The sequence below is a fragment of the Pradoshia sp. D12 genome (assembly GCF_008935075.1).
Lineage (GTDB): Bacteria > Bacillota > Bacilli > Bacillales > Pradoshiaceae > Pradoshia.
In genome coordinates, this window is the sequence record NZ_CP044545.1 from 2,845,412 (window position 1) to 2,864,872 (window position 19,461).

Below are 19,461 nucleotides of genomic sequence, written 5' to 3' on the forward strand. Positions count from 1 at the left end.
GTTTCTTACATCTTGATGTCTTTTACAAAATAATAAACAAACAGATGTCCGGACCCTAATAATAATAGCAATATTTTGATGCCGGTACTCTCCGGCAAAATTTTAATGAACAATATAAACATAAGAATCGATGCGGCTCTTCCCATATTTAAAAATAATTCCCGGATTACCACATATTCGATACGATGTTCCCCCGCTTCCCAGGATCGTCCTATTACATCATACGTGACAGACATATAGGGGACAAGCAATAAGGGATAAGCTACTGCAAGAATAGACGCATATGTAAGCAGTTTAGTGAATGACACTTGATATATCAGAAAAAAGATTGAACCATAAAGGAAAATGGCCCCCACCAGCATCGACCATTTTCGGTAACGAACCTTTATATATCTGCTGACTAAAAAATAAGCAATAAATGATACTCCTGAACTAATTAATCCATATGTACCTAAAGCCATTTCGCTACCCGTTTCGACAAATACAAAAACGGAAACAACAAAGAGAAACGTCCCTTCCCTTAGCCCCTGCGAAAAATTAGCATACGTAATTCTTCTCCAATCTTTATTATTTTTTCTTTCATCAAGAATACGCTTCAGCATATACTTCCCATTAGCTGCTCTGCTTTTTAATAAGAAACTGACAAGTACTGCCACGATAAACAAACACAGGGAAACTCCAAAAATGAACAGATAACCATTGTTATCAGTCAAAACCGTAATAATATATCCCGCAAAAAAAGGACCAATCATTCCGCCGATAGACCCAGTTATCCCTTGGAGCCCATTAAATGTATCTCTAGTTTCAGGTTCGGTAATTTCGAATGTCATGAGATTATATGCAAGCCAATAGAATCCATATCCTATTCCAAGTAAACCACCAATCAGAACAAGATAAAGGTGAGAGGTAGAACTGAATGTCAGGACCGCTATATAAAATGCAGCTAAAAACAAGATTCCAATCCTCAGTACAATAATACGATCTATGCGTTTAGCCAATTTCCCAGCTAAAATAAAGGTAACTCCCTGTAGGATTACAACGGACAGATTATAAATCCCCAGATTGATCAATGCCTCAGACTGTTTCCATAAATAGATATTGACAAAAGTATTGGAAAGAGCCGTACTCAATGAATAAAGTGCTCCAATTAACAAAAGGATATAAAGTTCTTTATTTGTTTTTATTTTATTGACAAATTGATTATCCATTTTCATAAAAACTCCCCTTCACTTCCGGTTAGTTTTCCTGTAGATAATCCTCTTATGTAGAATTAAATCATTTGGTATTTGTTAACAGCACAATCCTTTATTTTTTGCACAAAAAAAGATACAGGAAACGAATCGGATTCATTTCCTGTACCCACACTTATTATACGATTATTTTGCTGCTGCGTAGCGCTTAGAAACTTCATCCCAATTTACAACATTCCAGAAAGAATTAATGTATTCAGGACGACGGTTTTGGTAGTTTAAGTAGTATGCATGCTCCCAAACATCAAGACCTAGGATTGGTGTTTTACCTTCCATTAATGGAGAATCCTGATTAGCAGTGCTGGAAAGTTCTAACTCACCATCTTTAACAGTAAGCCAAGCCCAACCGGAACCAAAACGAGTTGTAGCAGCTTTCGCAAACTCTTCTTTAAAGTTTTCAAAGCTTCCAAATTTAGCTGTTAGTGCATCAGCTAATTCACCTTCTGGTTGTCCGCCCCCATTAGGAGATAGAATATTCCAGAATAATGTGTGGTTAGCATGTCCACCGCCATTGTTTCTAACAGCAGTACGAATGCTTTCAGGTACAGAGTCGATGTCAGCTAAAAGATCTTCCAAGCTTTTTGCTGCCAATGTTTCCTGTCCTTCTAAAGCATTGTTTAAGTTAGTCACATACGTGTTATGATGTTTTGTGTGATGAATATTCATTGTTTCTTTGTCGATATGAGGCTCCAACGCATCATACTCATACGGTAATTGTGGTAAAGAATAAGTCATAATTCTCTCCTCCTAATAATTGTAAGAATAAGTACTTTCGGGCAATTCTGTAAGTTCGTGTGTTACGAAAGTCTTTATCTTTAGATTAGCAATTGAAACCGTTTATTTCAACCTTTATGCCTTATCAAAGCACTCGGATAAAGAAATACACAATCATAATGGTCTGAATGATAAATTTGGTTATCACACTGCCGACAAATCCAACGACAGAACCCATACCAATTTTCACTGCATTTTTTAGCGACTGTTTATGTACCAACAATTCAGCTATGACTGCACCTAAAAACGGCCCCAGTATAATACCAAGAAAAGGAATAACAAACGGTCCAATCAGCAATCCTATCGTACTACCCCAAACACCTGCTTTTGAACCCCCAAATTTCTTAACACCAAAAAGATTAACCAAATAATCTGCACCAAACAAAAGTAAAACAAACATTCCCTGTACAATCCAAAAAAACCACGAAAACGGTTCAAATGAAAAGAATACCCCATATAAAAGCATTCCACCTACTATAAATAGAACGCTTGGAATAATAGGATATATCAATCCTACAAACCCAATAATAAATACCAGCCAAATAATAAGCCAATTCATCCAATCCATCTTCGACACTCCTCTCAAATACCCTAATTCAATACACACTTAACACTTTTTCGATTTGTTTCGCTATAATAAGCAGAACTTTCTTGTCTTATCGACATAAGCCAGATAGAATAAAGAATGAATTTAAAAAAAGGTGTTGTAGCCCATGAATATATTCTCACAATTTATTAAAAGTCTATACTCGCCAAAGCATATTGCGTCCTTTCGCTTTCAGGGTATAGGGAAAGCCATCCTCTATGCTTTTTTATTATCTCTAATAACTATTTTACCATCATCGATCTATCTTACAAATGCAATCCTAGATGGGGCAGATCATATGGCAAAAACATTAACAACAGATTTTCCTGAATTTGAAATTAAAGATGGCAGACTTCATTCAGATGAATCATTACCTGTCATTATTAATGATGATGTAGCTACGTTCCATTTTGACAGCACCGGTAGTTTGAATGCAAATGATATCACCAGCCCTACCGGAGTAGACTTTGGAATTCTACAGGATGAATTTGTCATTGCTGCAGACGGGGAATCACAAACAATTCCTTATTCTATGATACCCGGTCTTGAATTAACCAATGAAAAGGCCAGCGATTATATTAAATCTGCAAAAACATCTTTATACATAATAATCGGTCTATGTATGTTAGTCATGTATCTATTTACAACAGCAATATTCTTCTTGGAGATTACACTTCTAGCCTACCTTACCGGCTTATTTGTAACTTCCATGAACAGAAAAGCTACTTTTGGACAGCAGTGGAGGATAGCCACTTACAGCTTTACATTAGCCGTAACGTTCTTTACGTTTATGAATTTTATTCAGGTTCCTGTAATAGGTGATGTTTATGTCAAATGGTTTATTACACTAATGATGATCTACCTGACTATTAAAGAAATGCCTATTCCAAAAAGTAAACAAAAGACCATACAATCATAAAGTGTAGCCCTTCCGAATTTCTGCGGAAGGGTTTATCTTTAGCCTCTAGTATTAAATGCGGGTCATCCAGGTCAACATTTCCTCTATTCCTCTATTCTATCTAAACGTTAGCTCTAAAAAAATCCTTCAAAATCAATTCTATTATCTCTACTAACTTCATATACTCTAGTAAAAGATGGAGGGAGTGCTAAAAGAGATGAAAAGAATAATCCTGTTTATCGGCTTTTGTATAGTAGCTTACTCGATATATTTTGATATAAGTGTAGGCACCCTTCCTGCCTACTCCTCCGAGAATATGGATAAAATGAATGAAAACTACTATAATATAAAAGTAGAGCCGGGAGATACCGTTCTTTCTATAATAGAGAAAAATGAAGGTACTATCCCAGTACCGATTGATCAAATGATTGAAGACTTTTCTTTATTAAATAACGGAATGAAACCGGAAGAAATAGAAATCGGACAAACTTACCGATTTAAAAATTACTAAAGCCAATTCATAATCAACTTTATTGTTATTTTAGCTAAAACGCTGATACAATAATTTAGAAGATAATATATTTATTGGTATTGAGGCAAACAGCCTAAAAGGAGAGAATGACCAGTGAGTGAACTAATACATCGTACAAAAACCCGCCCCGTAAAAGTGGGACCACTGACTATCGGTGGCAACGATGAAGTTATAATACAAAGTATGACGACAACGAAGACACATGATGTAGAAGCAACAGTCGCGGAAATAAATCGTTTAGAAGAAGCTGGCTGCCAAATTGTACGTGTAGCTTGTCCTGATGAACGGGCTGCTCATGCAATTTCTGAAATTAAAAAACGTATTAATATACCTTTAGTAGTTGATATTCACTTTGACTATCGTCTGGCTTTAATCGCGATTGAAGGCGGAGCTGATAAAATCCGTATTAACCCGGGCAATATCGGCAGACGCGAAAAAGTGGAAGCTGTTGTAAAAGCAGCTAAAGCGAAAGGGATTCCAATTCGTATCGGGGTCAACGCAGGATCTTTAGAACGTAAAATCCTTGAAAAATACGGTTACCCAACTGCAGACGGTATGGTTGAGAGTGCTTTACATCATATAAAAATTCTAGAAGACTTAGACTTCCATGACATCATTGTATCAATGAAAGCATCTGATGTACGCTTGGCAATTGAAGCCTATGAAAAGGCAGCACAGGCCTTTGATTATCCACTTCACCTTGGAATCACAGAATCCGGCACGTTATTTTCAGGAACGATTAAGAGTTCTGCCGGTATTGGTGCCTTATTAAGTAAAGGTATTGGGAATACTTTGCGCATTTCTTTAAGTGCTGATCCGGTTGAAGAAGTCAAAGTAGCCAGAGAGCTGTTAAAAGTATTTGGTCTATCAGCCAATTCAGCTACCTTAATATCATGTCCGACATGCGGACGTATAGAGATTGATTTAATTTCCATTGCTAACGAAGTGGATGAATATATTCAAAAAATTAAAGCTCCAATTAAAGTGGCAGTATTAGGATGTGCCGTTAACGGACCTGGCGAAGCAAGAGAAGCAGATATCGGCATTGCTGGTGCTCGCGGAGAAGGTCTATTGTTCCGCAAGGGTAAAATCGTTCGTAAAGTGCCAGAAGAAATAATGGTTGAGGAACTAAAAAAAGAAATCGATATTCTTGCTGAAGAGTATTACGAAAAACAAAGAATTGAAAAAGAAAAAGCAAGCCTGTCTTAAATTAAGCAGAAGAAATTCAGGTTCGAACCAGAGACTTTAAATTAATTAAAGGTATGAGAATTTATTCTTTTGCCTAGTATATGTAAACAAAGAACTTCAAAATAATAATTATTTTGAAGTTCTTTGTTTTATATCTGTTATTTATGATTGGAGGGATTGGATAAAAATCCAATCCCTAAACTATTTGAGATTTGAAAGCCCATAAACGATAGCAGGCCTACTGTATTAGAAAAAGGGATATACCAAAAGACCAGCAACAACAGAAAATACACCAATTACTATTGCTGCTATCCCCATCATACGCGATTCAGTTTTCATCGCAAAAATCCCTGCGACAATGCCAATTGTTCCAAAAATCACCGGCATAAAAAATAGAGAGGCAATTGACAAGGCTAACGCCACTATACCAAAGCTGCTAGCTTTAGAAGTGGTCTTATTATTATTTCCTGTTTGACTATGACGTCTGTATTCAGCAGAATCCATAAATTCTGCTCCGGTCTCCTCATGATAATTTAGCTTTTGACACACGACTTCATTTTTAAATTTATCTCTTTTATTTCTTGCATTCCAATGTCTTTTTGAGGCTGACAATAGCATTCCCTACCTTCCTTTATTGAAGCCTTCCTAGTTTGCTCCATAAAAGGCTTACTCATAAGCAGAGATTGTTGCATGAATCTACAAAATTTAGAAAAGCAATTTGTCGCATTTTGATGTAAACTACATACAAACATATTTTGGAGGAAATGCTTCATGTCAAAACCTAAACGTTTTGGAATAGATATTGATGGTACCATCACTACACAGGATTCCATGCTTCCTTATATCAACAAAGCCTTTCGCTTACAATTAACATTAGAGGATATTAACCAATATGAATTTTATCCGTTTGTAAATGTTCCAGAGCATGAATTTGATCTTTGGTTTCAAAAACACGAACCCATCATCTATTCTGAATCACCTATGGCAAAGGATGCCAAACGAGTTTTACAGGAATGGAAAGAAATATATGAACTGTTTTTCATCAGTGCCAGAAATCAAACTTTATTGCCGGTTACAAAGGAGTGGTTCAGTAAAAACGATTTACTGTATCACCACATCGAATTAATCGGTACGCATAATAAAATTTCAACGGTTAAAAAACACGAAATCGATCTTTTCTTTGAGGATAAGCACGATAACGCTGTTGCAATTGCTGAAGAATGTGAAATTCCAGTCATCTTATTTGACGCACCTTATAATCGAATGGCTATCCCAAACAATGTGATCAGGGTGGAAAATTGGGCAGAAGCCTATCAGTGGGTAAACCATTGGACTAAGGAAAATCGGTAATAAAAAGGAGCCACTCTCCAATCGCAGAATGGCTCCTTTCTAGTTACTTTGTTGTATATTCTCCTGCAAACAATCTGGACATCTTCCGTATATTTCAAATTTATGTCCTGAAATATCATATCCTTTAAAATCCTCTGTTATTTTTTCCATTGGACATAACTCTACATTACGAGTTTTTCCGCATTCCATACAAATGAAATGATGATGATGATGATTTCCAACACAAGCAAATCGGAATCTTTTTTCACCAGATAACTCAGTGGTTTCTAGAATCCCTAAGTTTGCATACAAGGATAAATTTCGGTATATCGTGTCATAGCTCATACCTGGGTACGAACTTTTCAATTTTTCAAGGACTTCTTTGGCTGTTAAATAACGATTGCTCTTCGAAAAAAGTTCAAGCATGTCTTCACGCTTCTCAGTGTATTTGTAGCCCTTATCTTTCAAGAGTTGTATTGCTTCTTTAACATCCATCTTCAGATACCTCCTTACGCAGTCATTCTCCATTTCTTGATAAAAATTGTGATTAAAAGAATGATAATTGCCAATACAACGATTGTACCACCCGGAGCAAGATTTAAGTAATAGGATGTGAATAATCCGCCTATTACAGCCAATTCTCCAAATAGAATGGAAATAAAAATGGTTTGTTTAAACCCCTTCGCTACTTTTAAGGCAGCCGCTACCGGTAAAGTCATTAATGAAGAAACAAGCAGGACACCCACAATTCTCATAGAAATGGCAATGACCAAAGCAACGAGCACGATAAAGATAAAGTGAATCGCTTTAGCCGGTATTCCGGAAGTTTTAGCATGCTCCTCATCAAAGGATAAAAGGAATAATTCTTTATATAAGAATATAACAATTGCGATAACAGCAATACTGATTGCCAAAACAATCCATAAGTCTGTCCGACTTACCGCACTGACACTCCCAAATAAATATCCAAATAAATCAGTCGTGAAGCCATTAGCGAGCGAGATAAAAATCGCTCCCAACCCTACTCCTCCGGAAAGAATGATTGGAATGGCAAGTTCCTGATAATGTTTATAGACGGAACGCAGTCGCTCTATAAAAAGCGATCCCGTTACCGAGAAGGCCATCCCCATATATAAAGGGTTGATAGGACCCAGTGCAGGCACTTCCTTACTTAGTAACAAACTGAATGCAATTCCAGTCAGGGTTACATGGCTAAGGGCATCTGCAATTAAGGAGAGTTTTCGAACTACAATAAATACACCCAACAGCGGAGCAATAATACCAATCACAATCCCCGCTAGAAAGGCATTTTGTAGAAATTCATACTGAAACATTGATAACATACTACTTCCTCCAAATTAATGATCATGTGTTAATGTATAAACATCATGGCCATAAAAAGCTGACATATCCTTATCATCTAAATGTTCATATTCACATGTATTCCCGTGAAAATGCAATTGTTTATTTAGACATGCAATATGAGTGACCTTTTCTGTAATGGTACCAGTATCGTGAGTAACCAAAATAAGTGTCAATCCAAGGTTACGGTTTAAATCGTAAAGCAGGTCATAAAAATTAGTAACATTCTTTACATCTACACCAACTGTAGGTTCATCCAGTATTAACATAGCAGGATCGCTGACCAGTGCTCTTGCAATGAATACCCGTTGTTGCTGACCGCCCGATAATTCTCCAATTGGTCTTTTGATGAAATCCTGCATTCCTACTTCTTTGAGCGCTTTCACCACTTTTTGGCGATGAGTTTTATTATAGAAACGAAAAAGTCCTATTTTCTTCGTTAATCCGCTTGCTACAACTTCTTCCACTGTAGCTGGGAAACCACTGTTAAAGGAATTGGCCTTTTGTGATACATAGCCAATTTTCTCCCAATGTTTAAATTTGTTTATTTTCTCACCGAATAAGAAAATTTCTCCTTGCTGTACTTTATTTAATCCAAGCATCAGCTTCAGCAATGTTGATTTGCCAGAACCATTCGGTCCGACAATAGCGAGGAAATCTCCATCCTTGACGGATAAATTAATATCTTCCAGAACGTTTTCTCTCTCATATTTATAAGTAACATGTTCAATTTTAATTAAGTCATTATTCATAATCGGCCACCTGTTAATAAGAATGATTACGATTTACCTCAAGTAGTATACAGGACAATTTCAGTAAAGTAAACACATTTACTTAATATTGTATAATTTAGTTCATTTTTTTCTGTCCTTTTCATATGGTAAACATGGGGTGGTAATTTGAAGCTATTTGAAAGCATTGTTAACTTAAAAATCAATCGTATCACTGCCAGTGAATTGCTTGATTTTGCCGGGCAGAATGGTTTAACTTTAACAAAAACGGAAGCTGAGGAAATAACCAAACTAATCCGGGGGAAATCCGTTAATATTTTTGATCAGACTGAACGAAAACAGCTTTTAAAAAATATCGAGAAAATTACCGGTGCTGAGAAAGCGCAGAAAATCGAGAAAATATTTTATAGCATGATCGGAATTTAAAAAGGAAGCAGTACATCTGTACTGCTCCCCTTCTCTTTATACCGTTTGTCCAAGCATGGAAGCTTGAAAATCTACCCAAGCTCCATCTCTTAGCATATCAATTTCATGTTTATACGGTGCTTTTTTGTTTGTTTTATCCGTACCTACAAATGGAGTCTCCAATATTTTTGGTACAGAGCTTAATTGTGGATGATGGACAATGTAATGAAGTGGCTGAAAACCAATCTTTCCATACCCGATATTTTCATGTCGGTCTTTTCTCATTCCACATTCATTTTTACTGTCATTAATATGCAGCACTTTAATACGATCTACACCGACAGTTTTATCAAAATGATTTAAAACGCCATCAAAATCATTCACAATATCATAACCCGCATCATGCGTATGACAAGTATCAAAGCAAACACTCAGCTTATCATTGTGTGTAACTCCATCGATAATCATCGCTAATTCTTCAAAACTTCTTCCACACTCTGAGCCCTTGCCGGCCATCGTTTCTAATGCGATTTGGACTTTTTGATCAGGGGTAATGACTTCATTTAATCCCTCGATGATCTTTTTAATACCTACTTCTGAACCTTCTCCGACATGAGCACCTGGATGCAATACAATTTGGTAGGCCCCCAGAGCTTCCGTCCGTTCGATTTCCGAACGAAGAAAATCAACACCCAATTGGAAAGTAGCGGGATTTACTGCGTTACCGATATTGATAATATAAGGAGCATGGACAACGATATCGCTCATTCCATTTTCCTCCATATGCAATAGACCTGCTGCAATATTTAAATCCTCGATTTTCTTTCTTCTTGTGTTTTGAGGAGCGCCTGTATAAATCATAAATGTATTGGCACCATAAGAAGTTGCTTCTTCACTTGCGCCTAAAAGCATTTTCTTTCCGCTCATGGAAACATGTGATCCAATTTTAAGCATCCATTTGCCCCCTTTTATCTTTTCTTTAAGCGTCTTTCTCTCTTTTTGATTTTTTCTACTTCTGCTTTAACTTTCTTTTTATAGCCAGGCTTTACTTTACGTAAATGCTTAGAGAATTTACCATAATTCTTTACCTCACCGGCTGCTTTAGGTGAATTTTTACGTTTTTTACGCTTATTGCGGTCATCAATTTCAACCCATTCACCTTTTACTACGTCACGGTTGCTGAATGTTACACCCATGGATTCGAGTTTATTCAGAGCTTGATCATCCTTCTCTTCATAAAGGGTAACAGCGACTCCGGACATACCTGCGCGCGCTGTACGGCCACAGCGATGGATATAGAAATCCAAGTCCTGAGGAAGTTCATAGTTAATCACATGACTTACACCTTCAATATCAATACCTCTTGCTGCTAGGTCTGTCGCTACAACATATTGATATTTAAGAGCATTAATCTCTTTCATAACCCTTTTTCTTTCTCTTGCCGGTAAGTTACCGTGTAGTCTTCCTACCTGCAATCCCTTTTCAAGGAGGGCATCTGCCAGCTCATCTGCGTTTTGCTTTGTGTTAGCAAAAATAAGCACAAGGAAAGGATTTTGAAGTTCAATAATTGACTTAACCAATTGAACCTTGTCTCGGTGTCTAACAGGAACGAGAATGTGCTCCAATTTTTCTACAGACACTTTTGTCGGATCCACATGGATATGTTTCGGATTGTTCATATACTTTTTCAAGAATGGCTGTAGCTTTTCTGGAATTGTCGCAGAAAATACTAGCATTTGCAGCTTAGGAGCCATCCTTGAAGCGATTTTATCCACATCTTCCATAAATCCTAAATCAATCATTAAATCAGCTTCATCAACTACTAAAATATCGGCAGAAAAAACACTCAACGCATTTTCTTCCGATAAATCTTTAATACGACCAGGTGTACCGATCACAAGCTGTGGTTGAACGGTGAGCTTGTCAATTGAACGTTGTTTATCTGTTCCACCTACATAGCTTTTTATATGAATTTGTTTATCTTCAGGAAATTTCTCATTCAAAGAAACAGCAGCTTTATAAATTTGGGCCGCTAATTCTCTCGTCGGTGCCGTAATTACAGCCTGTACTTCCATCTTTTCCTGATTGATTTTAGCCATGATCGGCAATAGAAAAGAATGGGTTTTTCCAGTGCCAGTTTGTGACTGCCCTATAATACTCTTACCGCTAAATACAGCTGGAATGACTCTTTCCTGTATGATTGTCGGCTCCTTAAATCCTACCTTCTCAACAGCTTCCAATACATATTCGGGTAACTTAAACATTTTAAATGAACTCATTTTTTACCAACTTTCTGACATGCTTACAAGCTTTTTAGCAACTATCCTTCTCATATTACCTTATGTGAAGGACTAATAACAAGTTTTTGTAGATTAAAAGCCTATTCTTTCATATATTCGCACTTTACCGTCCCTAACTGACATATTCTATTATGGGAACTTAAGTAAAATATTGAATAGAAAGGAGGGTTAAATATGCCGCCTATGAGACCACCCATTTTCGGCCCGCCACGAGGACCAGGCTTTATCAGAGGTTCTGCCCCACCACAATTTAATACAAGAGGATTATTCGGTCCACCTATGCCAAGGAGAGGAATTCCTTTTGGAGCAGCAAGTGCTCCCAAGCAAGGAGGAGGATTTCTGGCTTCTTTGTTTGGCAGAGGAGGAGGTTCCGGCTTGGCACAGGGTGCCGGTACAGCTGCTAAAGCTGCCGGAGGAGGTTCCACTTTAACAAATTTTATGAACAGTACGCAAAAGGTGTTAGCAGCAGGGGAACGTGTGGTACCAATGGTTCGCCAAGTTCAGCAATATGGACCTTTAATTAAAAATTTACCATCCATGTGGAAAATTTATCGGGGATTAAATGCAACTACAGCAGAAGATCAAGAAGAAGCTATCGATCAGGTCGACTCAAACATTTTGGAGTCATCCAACCATATAGAATCTTCAGCTTCTCTTAAAAGCTCTAAAAAGGAAAAGAATGATTCTAGCGAAATAGACTATTCACACGAGCTTCCTGGAAGCACAATAATAAAATCGAAACCTCAAAATGTGAAACCATCCCTGCCAAAGCTTTTCATCTAACTATACAGCGCCCCTAAAAGGAGCGCTTTTCTACATATGCAATATCTCCCGAAGGATTTCTTTTTGTAAGTTTTTAATCACTCGCTTATAATATAAGAAACACTCCATCTGTCAAACAGACATGGAGCAAGGAGGTTTTTTTGAATTAATGAAAGTAGTTAAAATTTCCCCAAGAGGATATTGTTACGGCGTTGTTGATGCGATGGTTATCGCCAGAAATGCCGCTTTAGATAAAACTTTGCCACGCCCTATTTATATTCTGGGTATGATTGTTCATAATCAGCATGTAACGGAAGCGTTTGAACAAGATGGGATTATCACCCTCGACGGCAAAGACCGTAAAGAAATAATCGAGAAGGTTGATTCCGGCACTGTCATCTTTACTGCTCACGGTATCTCACCTGAAGTAAGAGAAATTGCCAAACAAAAGGGGCTTGTAACGATTGACGCAACCTGTCCGGATGTAACAGCAACTCATAATTTAATTGAAGCAAAAGAAAAAGAAGGATATGATATCATTTATATCGGTAAGAAAGGCCACCCGGAACCTGAAGGCGCCGTTGGTGTAGCCCCGGATATCGTCCATCTCGTTGAGTCCAAACAAGATATTGATGACCTCACAATTGAAAACGAGAAAATCACTGTGACCAACCAAACAACTATGAGTCAGTGGGATGTTGCCGACTTAATAGATGAAGTTAAGAAAAAATATCCTGCAGCAGAAATTCATAAAGAAATTTGCATGGCTACTCAAGTCCGTCAGGAAGCTGTTGCTGAGCAAGCAAAAGACCTTGACGTTCTTATTGTAGTTGGAGATCCTAAGAGTAATAACTCAAACAGATTGGCACAGGTATCGGAAGAAATCGCCCATACAAAAGCCTATCGAATTGCTGATGTCAGCGAGTTGGAAATAGAATGGATTAAAGATGCTCAAGTAGTTGGTGTAACAGCTGGAGCATCCACACCAACACCTATTACCAAAGAAGTCATTACATTCTTGGAACAGTTCGACCCGGCTGATTCATCGACATGGAAAACGGAAAAGAAAGTACCTCTTTCCAAAATATTACCTAAAGTGAAAGTGAAATAATGCAATAGCTACAAAGAAAAAAGGACCCAGGGGTCCTTTTTTCTTTTTATTACTCTATCTTCAGGCCTTAACCGCTCGAGTCATCATAAGACAGGACGTTTTGGTCACAAAGACGTGGCCACACAACGTGGCGTTCTTAGTCTTTGTTCCTCAACCAATCGTCTCAACTTTTTAGTCAATCCAGCTTCGACGGCTAGAAGCTCAGGACATAAGCATGACCTCTACAGGAGGAAAGAACACCTCCTTCCGAGCCCCTGTCTTATGCTCCTCGCGGGCCTACAGGATGTAGGTCATGAAGACGTTGCCACAGGACGTGGCGCTTTTAGTCTTCGTTCCTTTTACAGCCCTTCAGCCTTTTATGTAATCCAGCTTCAGGGCCTAACCGCTCGAGTCATAAGTGTAGCTGCTGCGGGAGAAAAAAGCGTTCTCCCTACGCACCTCCTCTTATGCTTGTCGCGGCTGAGCAAGGCCCTTCAGCCTTTTAGTTAATCCAGCTTCGACTCCTAGTCCCTCGAGTCATAAGGATAGCCTCTGCGGGGGAGGAACATCCCCTCAGCCTCTCTCTTATGCTTTTCGGAGGCCTACAGGATGTAGGTCACAAAGATGTTGCCACACGACGTGGCGTTCTTAGTCTTTGTTCCTCAACCAGTCGTCTCAGCCTTTTAGTCAATCCAGCTTCGACGGCTAGAAGCTCAGGACATAAGCATGACCTCTACAGGAGGAAAGAACACCTCCTTCCGAGCCCCTGTCTTATGCTCCTCGCTTCTGGGCAAGCCGCCTCAGCTTTTTAGATTACCTGGAATGGATTTGTGTCTATTTCTGATGCGATAAATTCTACCTCATAGCCAGCGTTTTTGCATAGGGAGGTCATTTTTTGGGAGACGCCCTGTTTCATAATTTTTTCAAAATTATGGCCAGGGTCAATGATATTCATGCCTTCTTGTTTAAAATCAACGGCTGTATGGTAATAAATATCTCCAGTAATAAATACGTCAGCACCAGCAAATTGAGCTGTTCTTACAAATTTATCACCGTCTCCGCCTAAAACAGCTACCTTCTTCACTATCGCGTCCAGATTCCCGATTACACGAACAGAAGTTACATCCAGTGCCTGTTTGACATGCTCTGCATATTCTCTTAAAGACATAGCCTCTGAGATAGCACCTACTCGACCTAAACCAAATTCCTTACCTGACTCGTTTTCAAGAACATACAAATCGTAAGCGACTTCTTCGTAAGGATGAGCTTTGAGCATTGCTTTTACGACTTTGTTTGTAATAGATTCCGGAACAATTACTTCTATTTTTACTTCTTCTACGTGTTCAAACTCGCCAGAAGACCCAATATACGGATCTGCCTCTTGATTTGGCTTAAATCTACCCGTGCCTGATAGGGTAAAACTGCAATGACTGTAATTGCCCAAATTGCCTGCACCAGCTTTTCCTAATGCTTCACGCACTTCAGTTTCAGCTGAAGTAGGCGTATATACGGCTACTTTGTAAAGTTTTTCTCGATGGGTAACCTTCAAAACAGAAGTATTCTCTAGTCCCAATGCATCAGCAAGCATATCATTGACCCCGCCCTCCGCGATGTCTAGATTCGTATGCGCTGCATACAGAGCAATATCATTTTTAATTAATTTTTCAATCGTTCTCCCTGCAGGCTGATCAGGGATGATTTTTTTTAATGGCCGAAAAATTAACGGGTGATGTGCAATTATTAAATCTACACCTTGATTTACAGCTTCATCAACCACTTCTTCCGTTACATCCAATGCCACAATAACTTTCTTTACTTTTTTAGCAAGACTACCTACCTGCAATCCAATTGGATCTCCATCCTCAGCTAAATATTTGGGAGAAAAGCTTTCAAAAAGCTGGATGACTTCATAACCATTCGGTGTTTTCATTATTGAAGCGCCTCCTCTACCAACTCTATGGATTTTTGGATTTCTTCTTTCTTTTCCTGAGTCCGTTCGTTTTCACTGGACTCTATTTGTTTCAAAATCTTATTCCAATGCTTTAACTCCATTGTCCACTTTTTCATAAAGATAGGATTCTTTTCTTTCAATAAAAATGGCCCCATTAATTCTGCTGCTTCAAAAGGTAATTCTCGATAAGACTTCAATGGCTCTCCTTTTTCCGCTACTAAAATTTCATATATTTTTTCGTCCTCTTCCAGGATTTCTTCCGCTTTCAATTCCCAACCCTCGGCAATCAGCCATTTCCGGATAAACTGAGCACCAATATTGGGTTGAAGAATTAAGGTCTCCCGTCCTGATAGTTTAGATTTTCCGTTTTCTAAAATACTCGTTATTAAAGACCCACCCATACCGCATATTGTAATGGATGTTACTTCTCCATGAGATATGACTTCCAGCCCATTTCCTTTACGAACGGATATAGAGTCTTCTAGCTTAGATTCCCTCACCTGGCTTAACGCAGATTGAAACGGACCTTCCACTACTTCTCCTGCAATAGCTTTTTGCACGATGCCTTCTTTAACTGCATAGCAAGGCAAATAAGCATGGTCAGATCCAATATCAGCCAAAACACTGCCCTTTGGCACATAGGAGGTTACTCGCGTTAATCTTTTTGATAATTTATCTACATTCATTACTTCATACTCCACTCTTAATAGGAATTCATTTATTTCTTTAGTATAAGAAAACTCATCCCCTATTGCAAAGGACTTTCTTCAGAACATATTTTTCAGCCAAAATATTCCTCCTTGTTTCAATATTTTGGTTTAATAGAGATAGGAACGTGAAAACTGAAACTATATCAACATCCAAACTATAGTAAAGCAGGTGCGTAAATGAGAAAAAGGTGGGTAACCGGTACAATCCTTATCATTAGTTTACTGACAACGTTTCTATTACTCGTTGGCTTTATTCAGGGTACCAGGGCAGTTATAAACCCTAAGGAGATTAATCAGTATAAAACGGTAAAAGAGAAAGAGCCGCTTACTAAAAAAGACACCACAAAATTGTCTATTGTTGCTCTTGGCGATTCTTTAACTCGAGGTGTTGGCGATGATAGCGGAGATGGATATGTAAAAAGATTAAGCACCAAATTAACAGAGGACTATAATCAGAAGATTAGCTTGTCCAACCTCTCAATCAGCGGAGCTAAAACAACCGATTTACTAACCCTTCTTGATACTTCAGGCACCAAGCATACTCTTAAGAATGCTGATTTAATAGTTATGACAATTGGAGGAAATGATCTCTTTCCCGGTGTCGAAACATTAACAACCAACCTCGCTGAATATATACCAGATACAAATACTTTTGTTAATAACAGCAAGAAAATTATCGAGATAATCCGGTCAAATAATGCGGATGCACCTATCTATTGGATCAGCCTGTACAATCCCTTTGAAGAATTCAAGGAATTAGGGGACACGTCTAAGTTTGTTATTGACTGGAATCACCAGCTGCAAACATTAGCTACCCAATACCCCGAATTACATATCATTCCGGTATTTGACTTATTTCAGGGTCAAGGAAAAAACTTTTTGTACACGGATCATTTTCATCCAAATAAAAAAGGCTACGAGGCTATATCAGAACGATTAATCCAGTCCATCGCAAGCCAACAACAGTTGGGAGGGGATTGATTAATGAGTCAATCTGTATTAAAAGTAGATCATTTAACCAAAGTCATTAAGGGAAATCACCTTGTTGAAGATATCAGCTTTGAAGTGAAGCATGGAGAAGTTTTTGGTTTTTTAGGGCCTAACGGTGCAGGTAAGACAACTACCATCCGAATGCTGGTCGGTTTAATTAAACCAACAAAAGGAACCATTACAATTGCTGGTTACAACCTGCGAACATCATTTAAGCAAGCCATGCGCCAGGTAGGCTCGATTGTAGAAAACCCCGAGCTCTATACGTATCTGACAGGCTGGGAAAATCTCAAACAGTTTGCCCGGATGCTCGGAGATGTCCCGGATAACAGAATCGAGGATATTATAAGGCAGGTAAATCTTGAAAGCAGAATACACGACAAAGTTAAAACTTATTCTCTTGGGATGAAGCAACGCCTTGGAATTGCCCAAGCGTTACTAGGAAATCCGCAATTATTAATATTAGATGAACCTACTAATGGCCTTGATCCATCGGGAATACGGGAATTACGTGAATTTGTCCGTTATTTAGTTGAAACAGAAGGTATCAGCGTATTTATATCCAGTCACTTATTAAGTGAAATCCAATTAATGTGTGACCGGGTAGCCATTATCAATAAAGGAAAAATGATTACCGTTTCTACGGTTAAGGATTTACTTGATCATTCCAGAGACAGGGTCGAGTGGAAGGTCACTCCTATAAGAGAAGCATATGACCTATTGAAAACAAAAGAAAACATACAAGATCTACAAATAAAAGATAATCTGCTGATTTGCAGTTTACAATCGGATTTAATCAGTACATACAATCGATTATTGATTGAAAATGGGATTAACGTACATTCTGTTTATGAAAAGACATTAACCTTAGAGGATCTATTTATGGAGCTGACAGGGGGAATCAATCATGATTGAGTTCGGTAAACTCGTATTTAACGAAGCAGAAAAAATAATTAAAAAGCGGCGTATTGCGGTTATCATCCTAATCCTGTTAGTTCTGATTCCAATTTTCCTTTATGCTCAAAACCAACAGACAAAAGAAACTGAGAAACGGATGGGTACAGATGACTGGCGCGTTGTTCTTCAGCAGAGAATTGTCGAAGGTCAGAACCGCCTTAGCAGTACCGGGATATCAGAAGAGTGGAAACATTATTTAAGCATTCAGGTTAAACAGCAACAATACTATTTGGAGCATGATATTAATCCAAGCTCTCCGGGTGCTCCAACATTTGTAAGGGAGTTCCTAAAGCAGGGAATCGGCATGTTTATACCTTTACTCGTGATGATAGTGGCGATTGATATAATCAGCGGAGAGCGCAGTGACGGCACAATAAAATTATTGCTAACCCGACCTGTGAAAAGGTGGAAGATTCTTTTAAGCAAATATGTGACACTGCTCCTATTTATTTCATTAATTGTTTTAATTGTTATAGCTATGGCTTATTTGTTAGCTGGAATATTCTTTAATTTTTCGGGCTGGAAATTACCGATAGCGACAGGGTTCGAATATGCTAATGGCAACTTGATTACTGATTCCATCCGGCTCATTCCACAGTGGCAATATATTTTAATGTCAGCAGGACTCGTTTGGTATGTCAGCGTTATCGTAGGTACAATCGCTCTTATGGTCTCTATACTGATTCGTAACACGCCTGGTGGTATGGGGGTTATGTTTGCTTCCCTTATTGCAGGCGCTATTTTAAAAGGATTTGCAACGGCCTGGGATGGGGCAAAATATATTTACAGTGTGAATATGGAATTAATCGACTATCTATCAGGTAGTATGCCCATGGTTGATGGAATGACTTTACCTTTCTCCTTGTCCATTTTAGCAATATGGGGACTTGGCGCCCTGCTTGTTTCCTTTATTGTATTTACCCGACAGGATATGCTTAGCTAATGTAAAGAACTTTCCACTTAAGCAAGCTTATTCTCAAATAACAGAAAAAGACAAAAACAGGCTAAGGAAAACGAAATCGTTTCCTTAACCTGTTTTTAAAATAGGGAACCTCTTTTAGAGTCCCGCTCGTATACTTATTTTAAGCCAGCTATAAACTCAACCATATCGTCAACTTTGTCTTCTGGGACAAGTCCGCCAGGCATCATGCCTTTACCATTTACGATACGATCTTTAATAAGCTCTTTATCCGTAACCCCAGTTAGCTTCGGACCTGCTCCACCTTCATAATTACCGCCATGACAAGATAAGCATTGTGCTTTATAAATGTCTTCAGGTTTATCAGCACTTGCTGTTTCTTCTGTTTTTCCACCTTCTTCTTTCTCCTTGGCCATTTTATCAGCATCCCCAAGGCCCTTAATGGATAAGAAAAAGACTAGTGTAAGACCAATCACCATAATTAAAATGTATGGCATAAATGCATTGTTTTTCATAGTAGTTCCCCTCCCCTATGTAAATACTAATTAACCATCAACTTACATTTACCCTTCTTTATTTTACTGTAAAAACCAATTTTGGAAAAGTTATAACTTGCATTTTCTTCAAAGTTTTCCATAGTTTCTACAATTCAAATCAATTTTCGGGATAACATTCCCAGTCAATGACATGGTATTTCTCTATATTCCACCCCACTGAAAACTCTTTA

The 19,461-nt window shown here is 38.2% G+C and carries 22 protein-coding genes; 10 read left to right on the forward strand and 12 right to left on the reverse strand.

The annotated features are described in order from the left end of the window. Nucleotides 1–5 precede the first annotated feature (5 nt). The 3 genes from F7984_RS13650 to F7984_RS13660 all read right to left on the reverse strand — a co-directional run bounded on the left by F7984_RS13650 (nt 6) and on the right by F7984_RS13660 (nt 2,592). Nucleotides 6–1,214, reverse strand: a complete 1,209-nt coding sequence (locus F7984_RS13650) for an MFS transporter (protein ID WP_066105141.1) — start codon at nt 1,212–1,214, stop codon at nt 6–8. Between the two features lie 162 nt (nt 1,215–1,376). Then, complete coding sequence (locus tag F7984_RS13655; protein ID WP_140462014.1) at nt 1,377–1,985, reverse strand: superoxide dismutase; 609 nt, start codon at nt 1,983–1,985, stop codon at nt 1,377–1,379. Nucleotides 1,986–2,109: 124 nt separating this feature from the next. Then, a complete protein-coding gene (locus tag F7984_RS13660; RefSeq protein WP_066105145.1) occupies nt 2,110–2,592 on the reverse strand; it encodes a DUF456 domain-containing protein in 483 nt (160 codons plus the stop codon). A gap of 145 nt (nt 2,593–2,737) precedes the next feature. Here F7984_RS13660 and F7984_RS13665 point away from each other — a divergent pair, with 145 nt between their 5' ends. The 3 genes from F7984_RS13665 to ispG all read left to right on the forward strand — a co-directional run bounded on the left by F7984_RS13665 (nt 2,738) and on the right by ispG (nt 5,249). After that, the gene (locus F7984_RS13665; RefSeq protein WP_140462013.1) at nt 2,738–3,529 is read left to right on the forward strand and encodes a DUF1189 domain-containing protein; all 792 of its coding nucleotides are present in this window, start codon (nt 2,738–2,740) and stop codon (nt 3,527–3,529) included. A 196-nt stretch (nt 3,530–3,725) separates the two neighbouring features. After that, on the forward strand, nt 3,726–4,019 hold the full coding sequence (locus F7984_RS13670) for a hypothetical protein (protein ID WP_066105152.1): 294 nt from the start codon (nt 3,726–3,728) through the stop codon (nt 4,017–4,019). A 114-nt stretch (nt 4,020–4,133) separates the two neighbouring features. Continuing rightward, nucleotides 4,134–5,249 (forward strand): flavodoxin-dependent (E)-4-hydroxy-3-methylbut-2-enyl-diphosphate synthase, encoded by a 1,116-nt coding sequence (ispG, locus tag F7984_RS13675; RefSeq protein ID WP_139892578.1) that lies wholly within the window; start codon nt 4,134–4,136, stop codon nt 5,247–5,249. A gap of 225 nt (nt 5,250–5,474) precedes the next feature. Here ispG and F7984_RS13680 read toward each other — a convergent pair whose 3' ends face one another. After that, the gene (locus F7984_RS13680; RefSeq protein WP_066105160.1) at nt 5,475–5,846 is read right to left on the reverse strand and encodes a DUF308 domain-containing protein; all 372 of its coding nucleotides are present in this window, start codon (nt 5,844–5,846) and stop codon (nt 5,475–5,477) included. A 153-nt stretch (nt 5,847–5,999) separates the two neighbouring features. Here F7984_RS13680 and F7984_RS13685 point away from each other — a divergent pair, with 153 nt between their 5' ends. Beyond that, nucleotides 6,000–6,578: a 5' nucleotidase, NT5C type gene (locus F7984_RS13685; protein ID WP_140462012.1), complete on the forward strand. Its 579-nt coding sequence runs from the start codon at nt 6,000–6,002 to the stop codon at nt 6,576–6,578. A 39-nt stretch (nt 6,579–6,617) separates the two neighbouring features. Here the strand turns inward: F7984_RS13685 and F7984_RS13690 are convergent, their stop codons facing one another. From F7984_RS13690 to F7984_RS13700, 3 genes are read right to left on the reverse strand one after another with little or no spacing between them, the layout of a single operon-like run. Beyond that, nucleotides 6,618–7,052: a Fur family transcriptional regulator gene (locus F7984_RS13690; protein ID WP_066105166.1), complete on the reverse strand. Its 435-nt coding sequence runs from the start codon at nt 7,050–7,052 to the stop codon at nt 6,618–6,620. Between the two features lie 14 nt (nt 7,053–7,066). Beyond that, nucleotides 7,067–7,900 carry a metal ABC transporter permease gene (locus tag F7984_RS13695; protein WP_066105169.1) on the reverse strand — a complete coding sequence of 278 codons (834 nt, stop codon included), beginning with the start codon at nt 7,898–7,900 and terminating at the stop codon, nt 7,067–7,069. Nucleotides 7,901–7,915: 15 nt separating this feature from the next. Continuing rightward, a complete protein-coding gene (locus tag F7984_RS13700; protein WP_140462011.1) occupies nt 7,916–8,671 on the reverse strand; it encodes a metal ABC transporter ATP-binding protein in 756 nt (251 codons plus the stop codon). Between the two features lie 147 nt (nt 8,672–8,818). Between F7984_RS13700 and F7984_RS13705 the strand changes: the two genes are divergently transcribed. Further along, nucleotides 8,819–9,076, forward strand: coding sequence for a DUF2624 family protein (locus F7984_RS13705; RefSeq protein ID WP_066105175.1), 258 nt, complete (start codon nt 8,819–8,821; stop codon nt 9,074–9,076). 36 nt (nt 9,077–9,112) lie between these two features. Here F7984_RS13705 and F7984_RS13710 read toward each other — a convergent pair whose 3' ends face one another. Continuing rightward, complete coding sequence (locus tag F7984_RS13710; protein ID WP_140462010.1) at nt 9,113–10,009, reverse strand: deoxyribonuclease IV; 897 nt, start codon at nt 10,007–10,009, stop codon at nt 9,113–9,115. A gap of 14 nt (nt 10,010–10,023) precedes the next feature. After that, entirely contained in the window at nt 10,024–11,319 is a 1,296-nt protein-coding gene (locus F7984_RS13715; RefSeq protein WP_225983608.1) for a DEAD/DEAH box helicase, read from the reverse strand. A 210-nt stretch (nt 11,320–11,529) separates the two neighbouring features. Between F7984_RS13715 and vrrA the strand changes: the two genes are divergently transcribed. Then, complete coding sequence (vrrA, locus tag F7984_RS13720; protein WP_140462009.1) at nt 11,530–12,138, forward strand: VrrA/YqfQ family protein; 609 nt, start codon at nt 11,530–11,532, stop codon at nt 12,136–12,138. A gap of 148 nt (nt 12,139–12,286) precedes the next feature. After that, complete coding sequence (locus tag F7984_RS13725; RefSeq protein ID WP_140462008.1) at nt 12,287–13,228, forward strand: 4-hydroxy-3-methylbut-2-enyl diphosphate reductase; 942 nt, start codon at nt 12,287–12,289, stop codon at nt 13,226–13,228. Nucleotides 13,229–14,015: 787 nt separating this feature from the next. On the opposite strand, the gene F7984_RS13730 is transcribed toward F7984_RS13725, so the two are convergent. Beyond that, complete coding sequence (locus F7984_RS13730; RefSeq protein ID WP_140462007.1) at nt 14,016–15,137, reverse strand: Nif3-like dinuclear metal center hexameric protein; 1,122 nt, start codon at nt 15,135–15,137, stop codon at nt 14,016–14,018. After that, on the reverse strand, nt 15,137–15,844 hold the full coding sequence (locus tag F7984_RS13735; RefSeq protein WP_066105189.1) for a tRNA (adenine(22)-N(1))-methyltransferase: 708 nt from the start codon (nt 15,842–15,844) through the stop codon (nt 15,137–15,139). The genes F7984_RS13730 and F7984_RS13735 overlap by 1 nt, the downstream gene beginning before the upstream one ends. 201 nt (nt 15,845–16,045) lie before the next feature. Between F7984_RS13735 and F7984_RS13740 the strand changes: the two genes are divergently transcribed. Genes F7984_RS13740 through F7984_RS13750 form a run of 3 tightly spaced genes read left to right on the forward strand, consistent with a single transcriptional unit; the run spans nt 16,046 to nt 18,758 of the window. Then, nucleotides 16,046–16,849 (forward strand): GDSL-type esterase/lipase family protein, encoded by an 804-nt coding sequence (locus F7984_RS13740; RefSeq protein WP_066105191.1) that lies wholly within the window; start codon nt 16,046–16,048, stop codon nt 16,847–16,849. A 3-nt stretch (nt 16,850–16,852) separates the two neighbouring features. Beyond that, a complete protein-coding gene (locus F7984_RS13745) occupies nt 16,853–17,773 on the forward strand; it encodes an ABC transporter ATP-binding protein (RefSeq protein ID WP_066105192.1) in 921 nt (306 codons plus the stop codon). Continuing rightward, a complete protein-coding gene (locus F7984_RS13750) occupies nt 17,766–18,758 on the forward strand; it encodes an ABC transporter permease (RefSeq protein WP_066105195.1) in 993 nt (330 codons plus the stop codon). The genes F7984_RS13745 and F7984_RS13750 overlap by 8 nt, the downstream gene beginning before the upstream one ends. Before the next feature lie 134 nt (nt 18,759–18,892). Here the strand turns inward: F7984_RS13750 and cccA are convergent, their stop codons facing one another. Beyond that, nucleotides 18,893–19,249, reverse strand: a complete 357-nt coding sequence (gene cccA / locus F7984_RS13755; protein WP_066105198.1) for a cytochrome c550 — start codon at nt 19,247–19,249, stop codon at nt 18,893–18,895. Nucleotides 19,250–19,461 lie beyond the last annotated feature (212 nt).

What these genes read in the sequence shown, in the direction of transcription:
- cccA (WP_066105198.1), bottom strand. Translation starts at nt 19,249, where the DNA reads ATGAAAAACAATGCATTTATGCCATACATTTTAATTATGGTGATTGGT.
- F7984_RS13685 (WP_140462012.1), top strand. Translation starts at nt 6,000, where the DNA reads ATGTCAAAACCTAAACGTTTTGGAATAGATATTGATGGTACCATCACT.
- F7984_RS13730 (WP_140462007.1), bottom strand. Translation starts at nt 15,137, where the DNA reads ATGAAAACACCGAATGGTTATGAAGTCATCCAGCTTTTTGAAAGCTTT.
- F7984_RS13665 (WP_140462013.1), top strand. Translation starts at nt 2,738, where the DNA reads ATGAATATATTCTCACAATTTATTAAAAGTCTATACTCGCCAAAGCAT.
- F7984_RS13690 (WP_066105166.1), bottom strand. Translation starts at nt 7,052, where the DNA reads ATGGATGTTAAAGAAGCAATACAACTCTTGAAAGATAAGGGCTACAAA.
- F7984_RS13700 (WP_140462011.1), bottom strand. Translation starts at nt 8,671, where the DNA reads ATGAATAATGACTTAATTAAAATTGAACATGTTACTTATAAATATGAG.
- F7984_RS13655 (WP_140462014.1), bottom strand. Translation starts at nt 1,985, where the DNA reads ATGACTTATTCTTTACCACAATTACCGTATGAGTATGATGCGTTGGAG.
- F7984_RS13750 (WP_066105195.1), top strand. Translation starts at nt 17,766, where the DNA reads ATGATTGAGTTCGGTAAACTCGTATTTAACGAAGCAGAAAAAATAATT.
- vrrA (WP_140462009.1), top strand. Translation starts at nt 11,530, where the DNA reads ATGCCGCCTATGAGACCACCCATTTTCGGCCCGCCACGAGGACCAGGC.
- F7984_RS13695 (WP_066105169.1), bottom strand. Translation starts at nt 7,900, where the DNA reads ATGTTATCAATGTTTCAGTATGAATTTCTACAAAATGCCTTTCTAGCG.
- F7984_RS13670 (WP_066105152.1), top strand. Translation starts at nt 3,726, where the DNA reads ATGAAAAGAATAATCCTGTTTATCGGCTTTTGTATAGTAGCTTACTCG.
- F7984_RS13715 (WP_225983608.1), bottom strand. Translation starts at nt 11,319, where the DNA reads ATGTTTAAGTTACCCGAATATGTATTGGAAGCTGTTGAGAAGGTAGGA.
- F7984_RS13710 (WP_140462010.1), bottom strand. Translation starts at nt 10,009, where the DNA reads ATGCTTAAAATTGGATCACATGTTTCCATGAGCGGAAAGAAAATGCTT.
- F7984_RS13660 (WP_066105145.1), bottom strand. Translation starts at nt 2,592, where the DNA reads ATGGATTGGATGAATTGGCTTATTATTTGGCTGGTATTTATTATTGGG.
- F7984_RS13650 (WP_066105141.1), bottom strand. Translation starts at nt 1,214, where the DNA reads ATGAAAATGGATAATCAATTTGTCAATAAAATAAAAACAAATAAAGAA.
- F7984_RS13735 (WP_066105189.1), bottom strand. Translation starts at nt 15,844, where the DNA reads ATGAATGTAGATAAATTATCAAAAAGATTAACGCGAGTAACCTCCTAT.
- F7984_RS13725 (WP_140462008.1), top strand. Translation starts at nt 12,287, where the DNA reads ATGAAAGTAGTTAAAATTTCCCCAAGAGGATATTGTTACGGCGTTGTT.
- F7984_RS13745 (WP_066105192.1), top strand. Translation starts at nt 16,853, where the DNA reads ATGAGTCAATCTGTATTAAAAGTAGATCATTTAACCAAAGTCATTAAG.
- F7984_RS13680 (WP_066105160.1), bottom strand. Translation starts at nt 5,846, where the DNA reads ATGCTATTGTCAGCCTCAAAAAGACATTGGAATGCAAGAAATAAAAGA.
- F7984_RS13740 (WP_066105191.1), top strand. Translation starts at nt 16,046, where the DNA reads ATGAGAAAAAGGTGGGTAACCGGTACAATCCTTATCATTAGTTTACTG.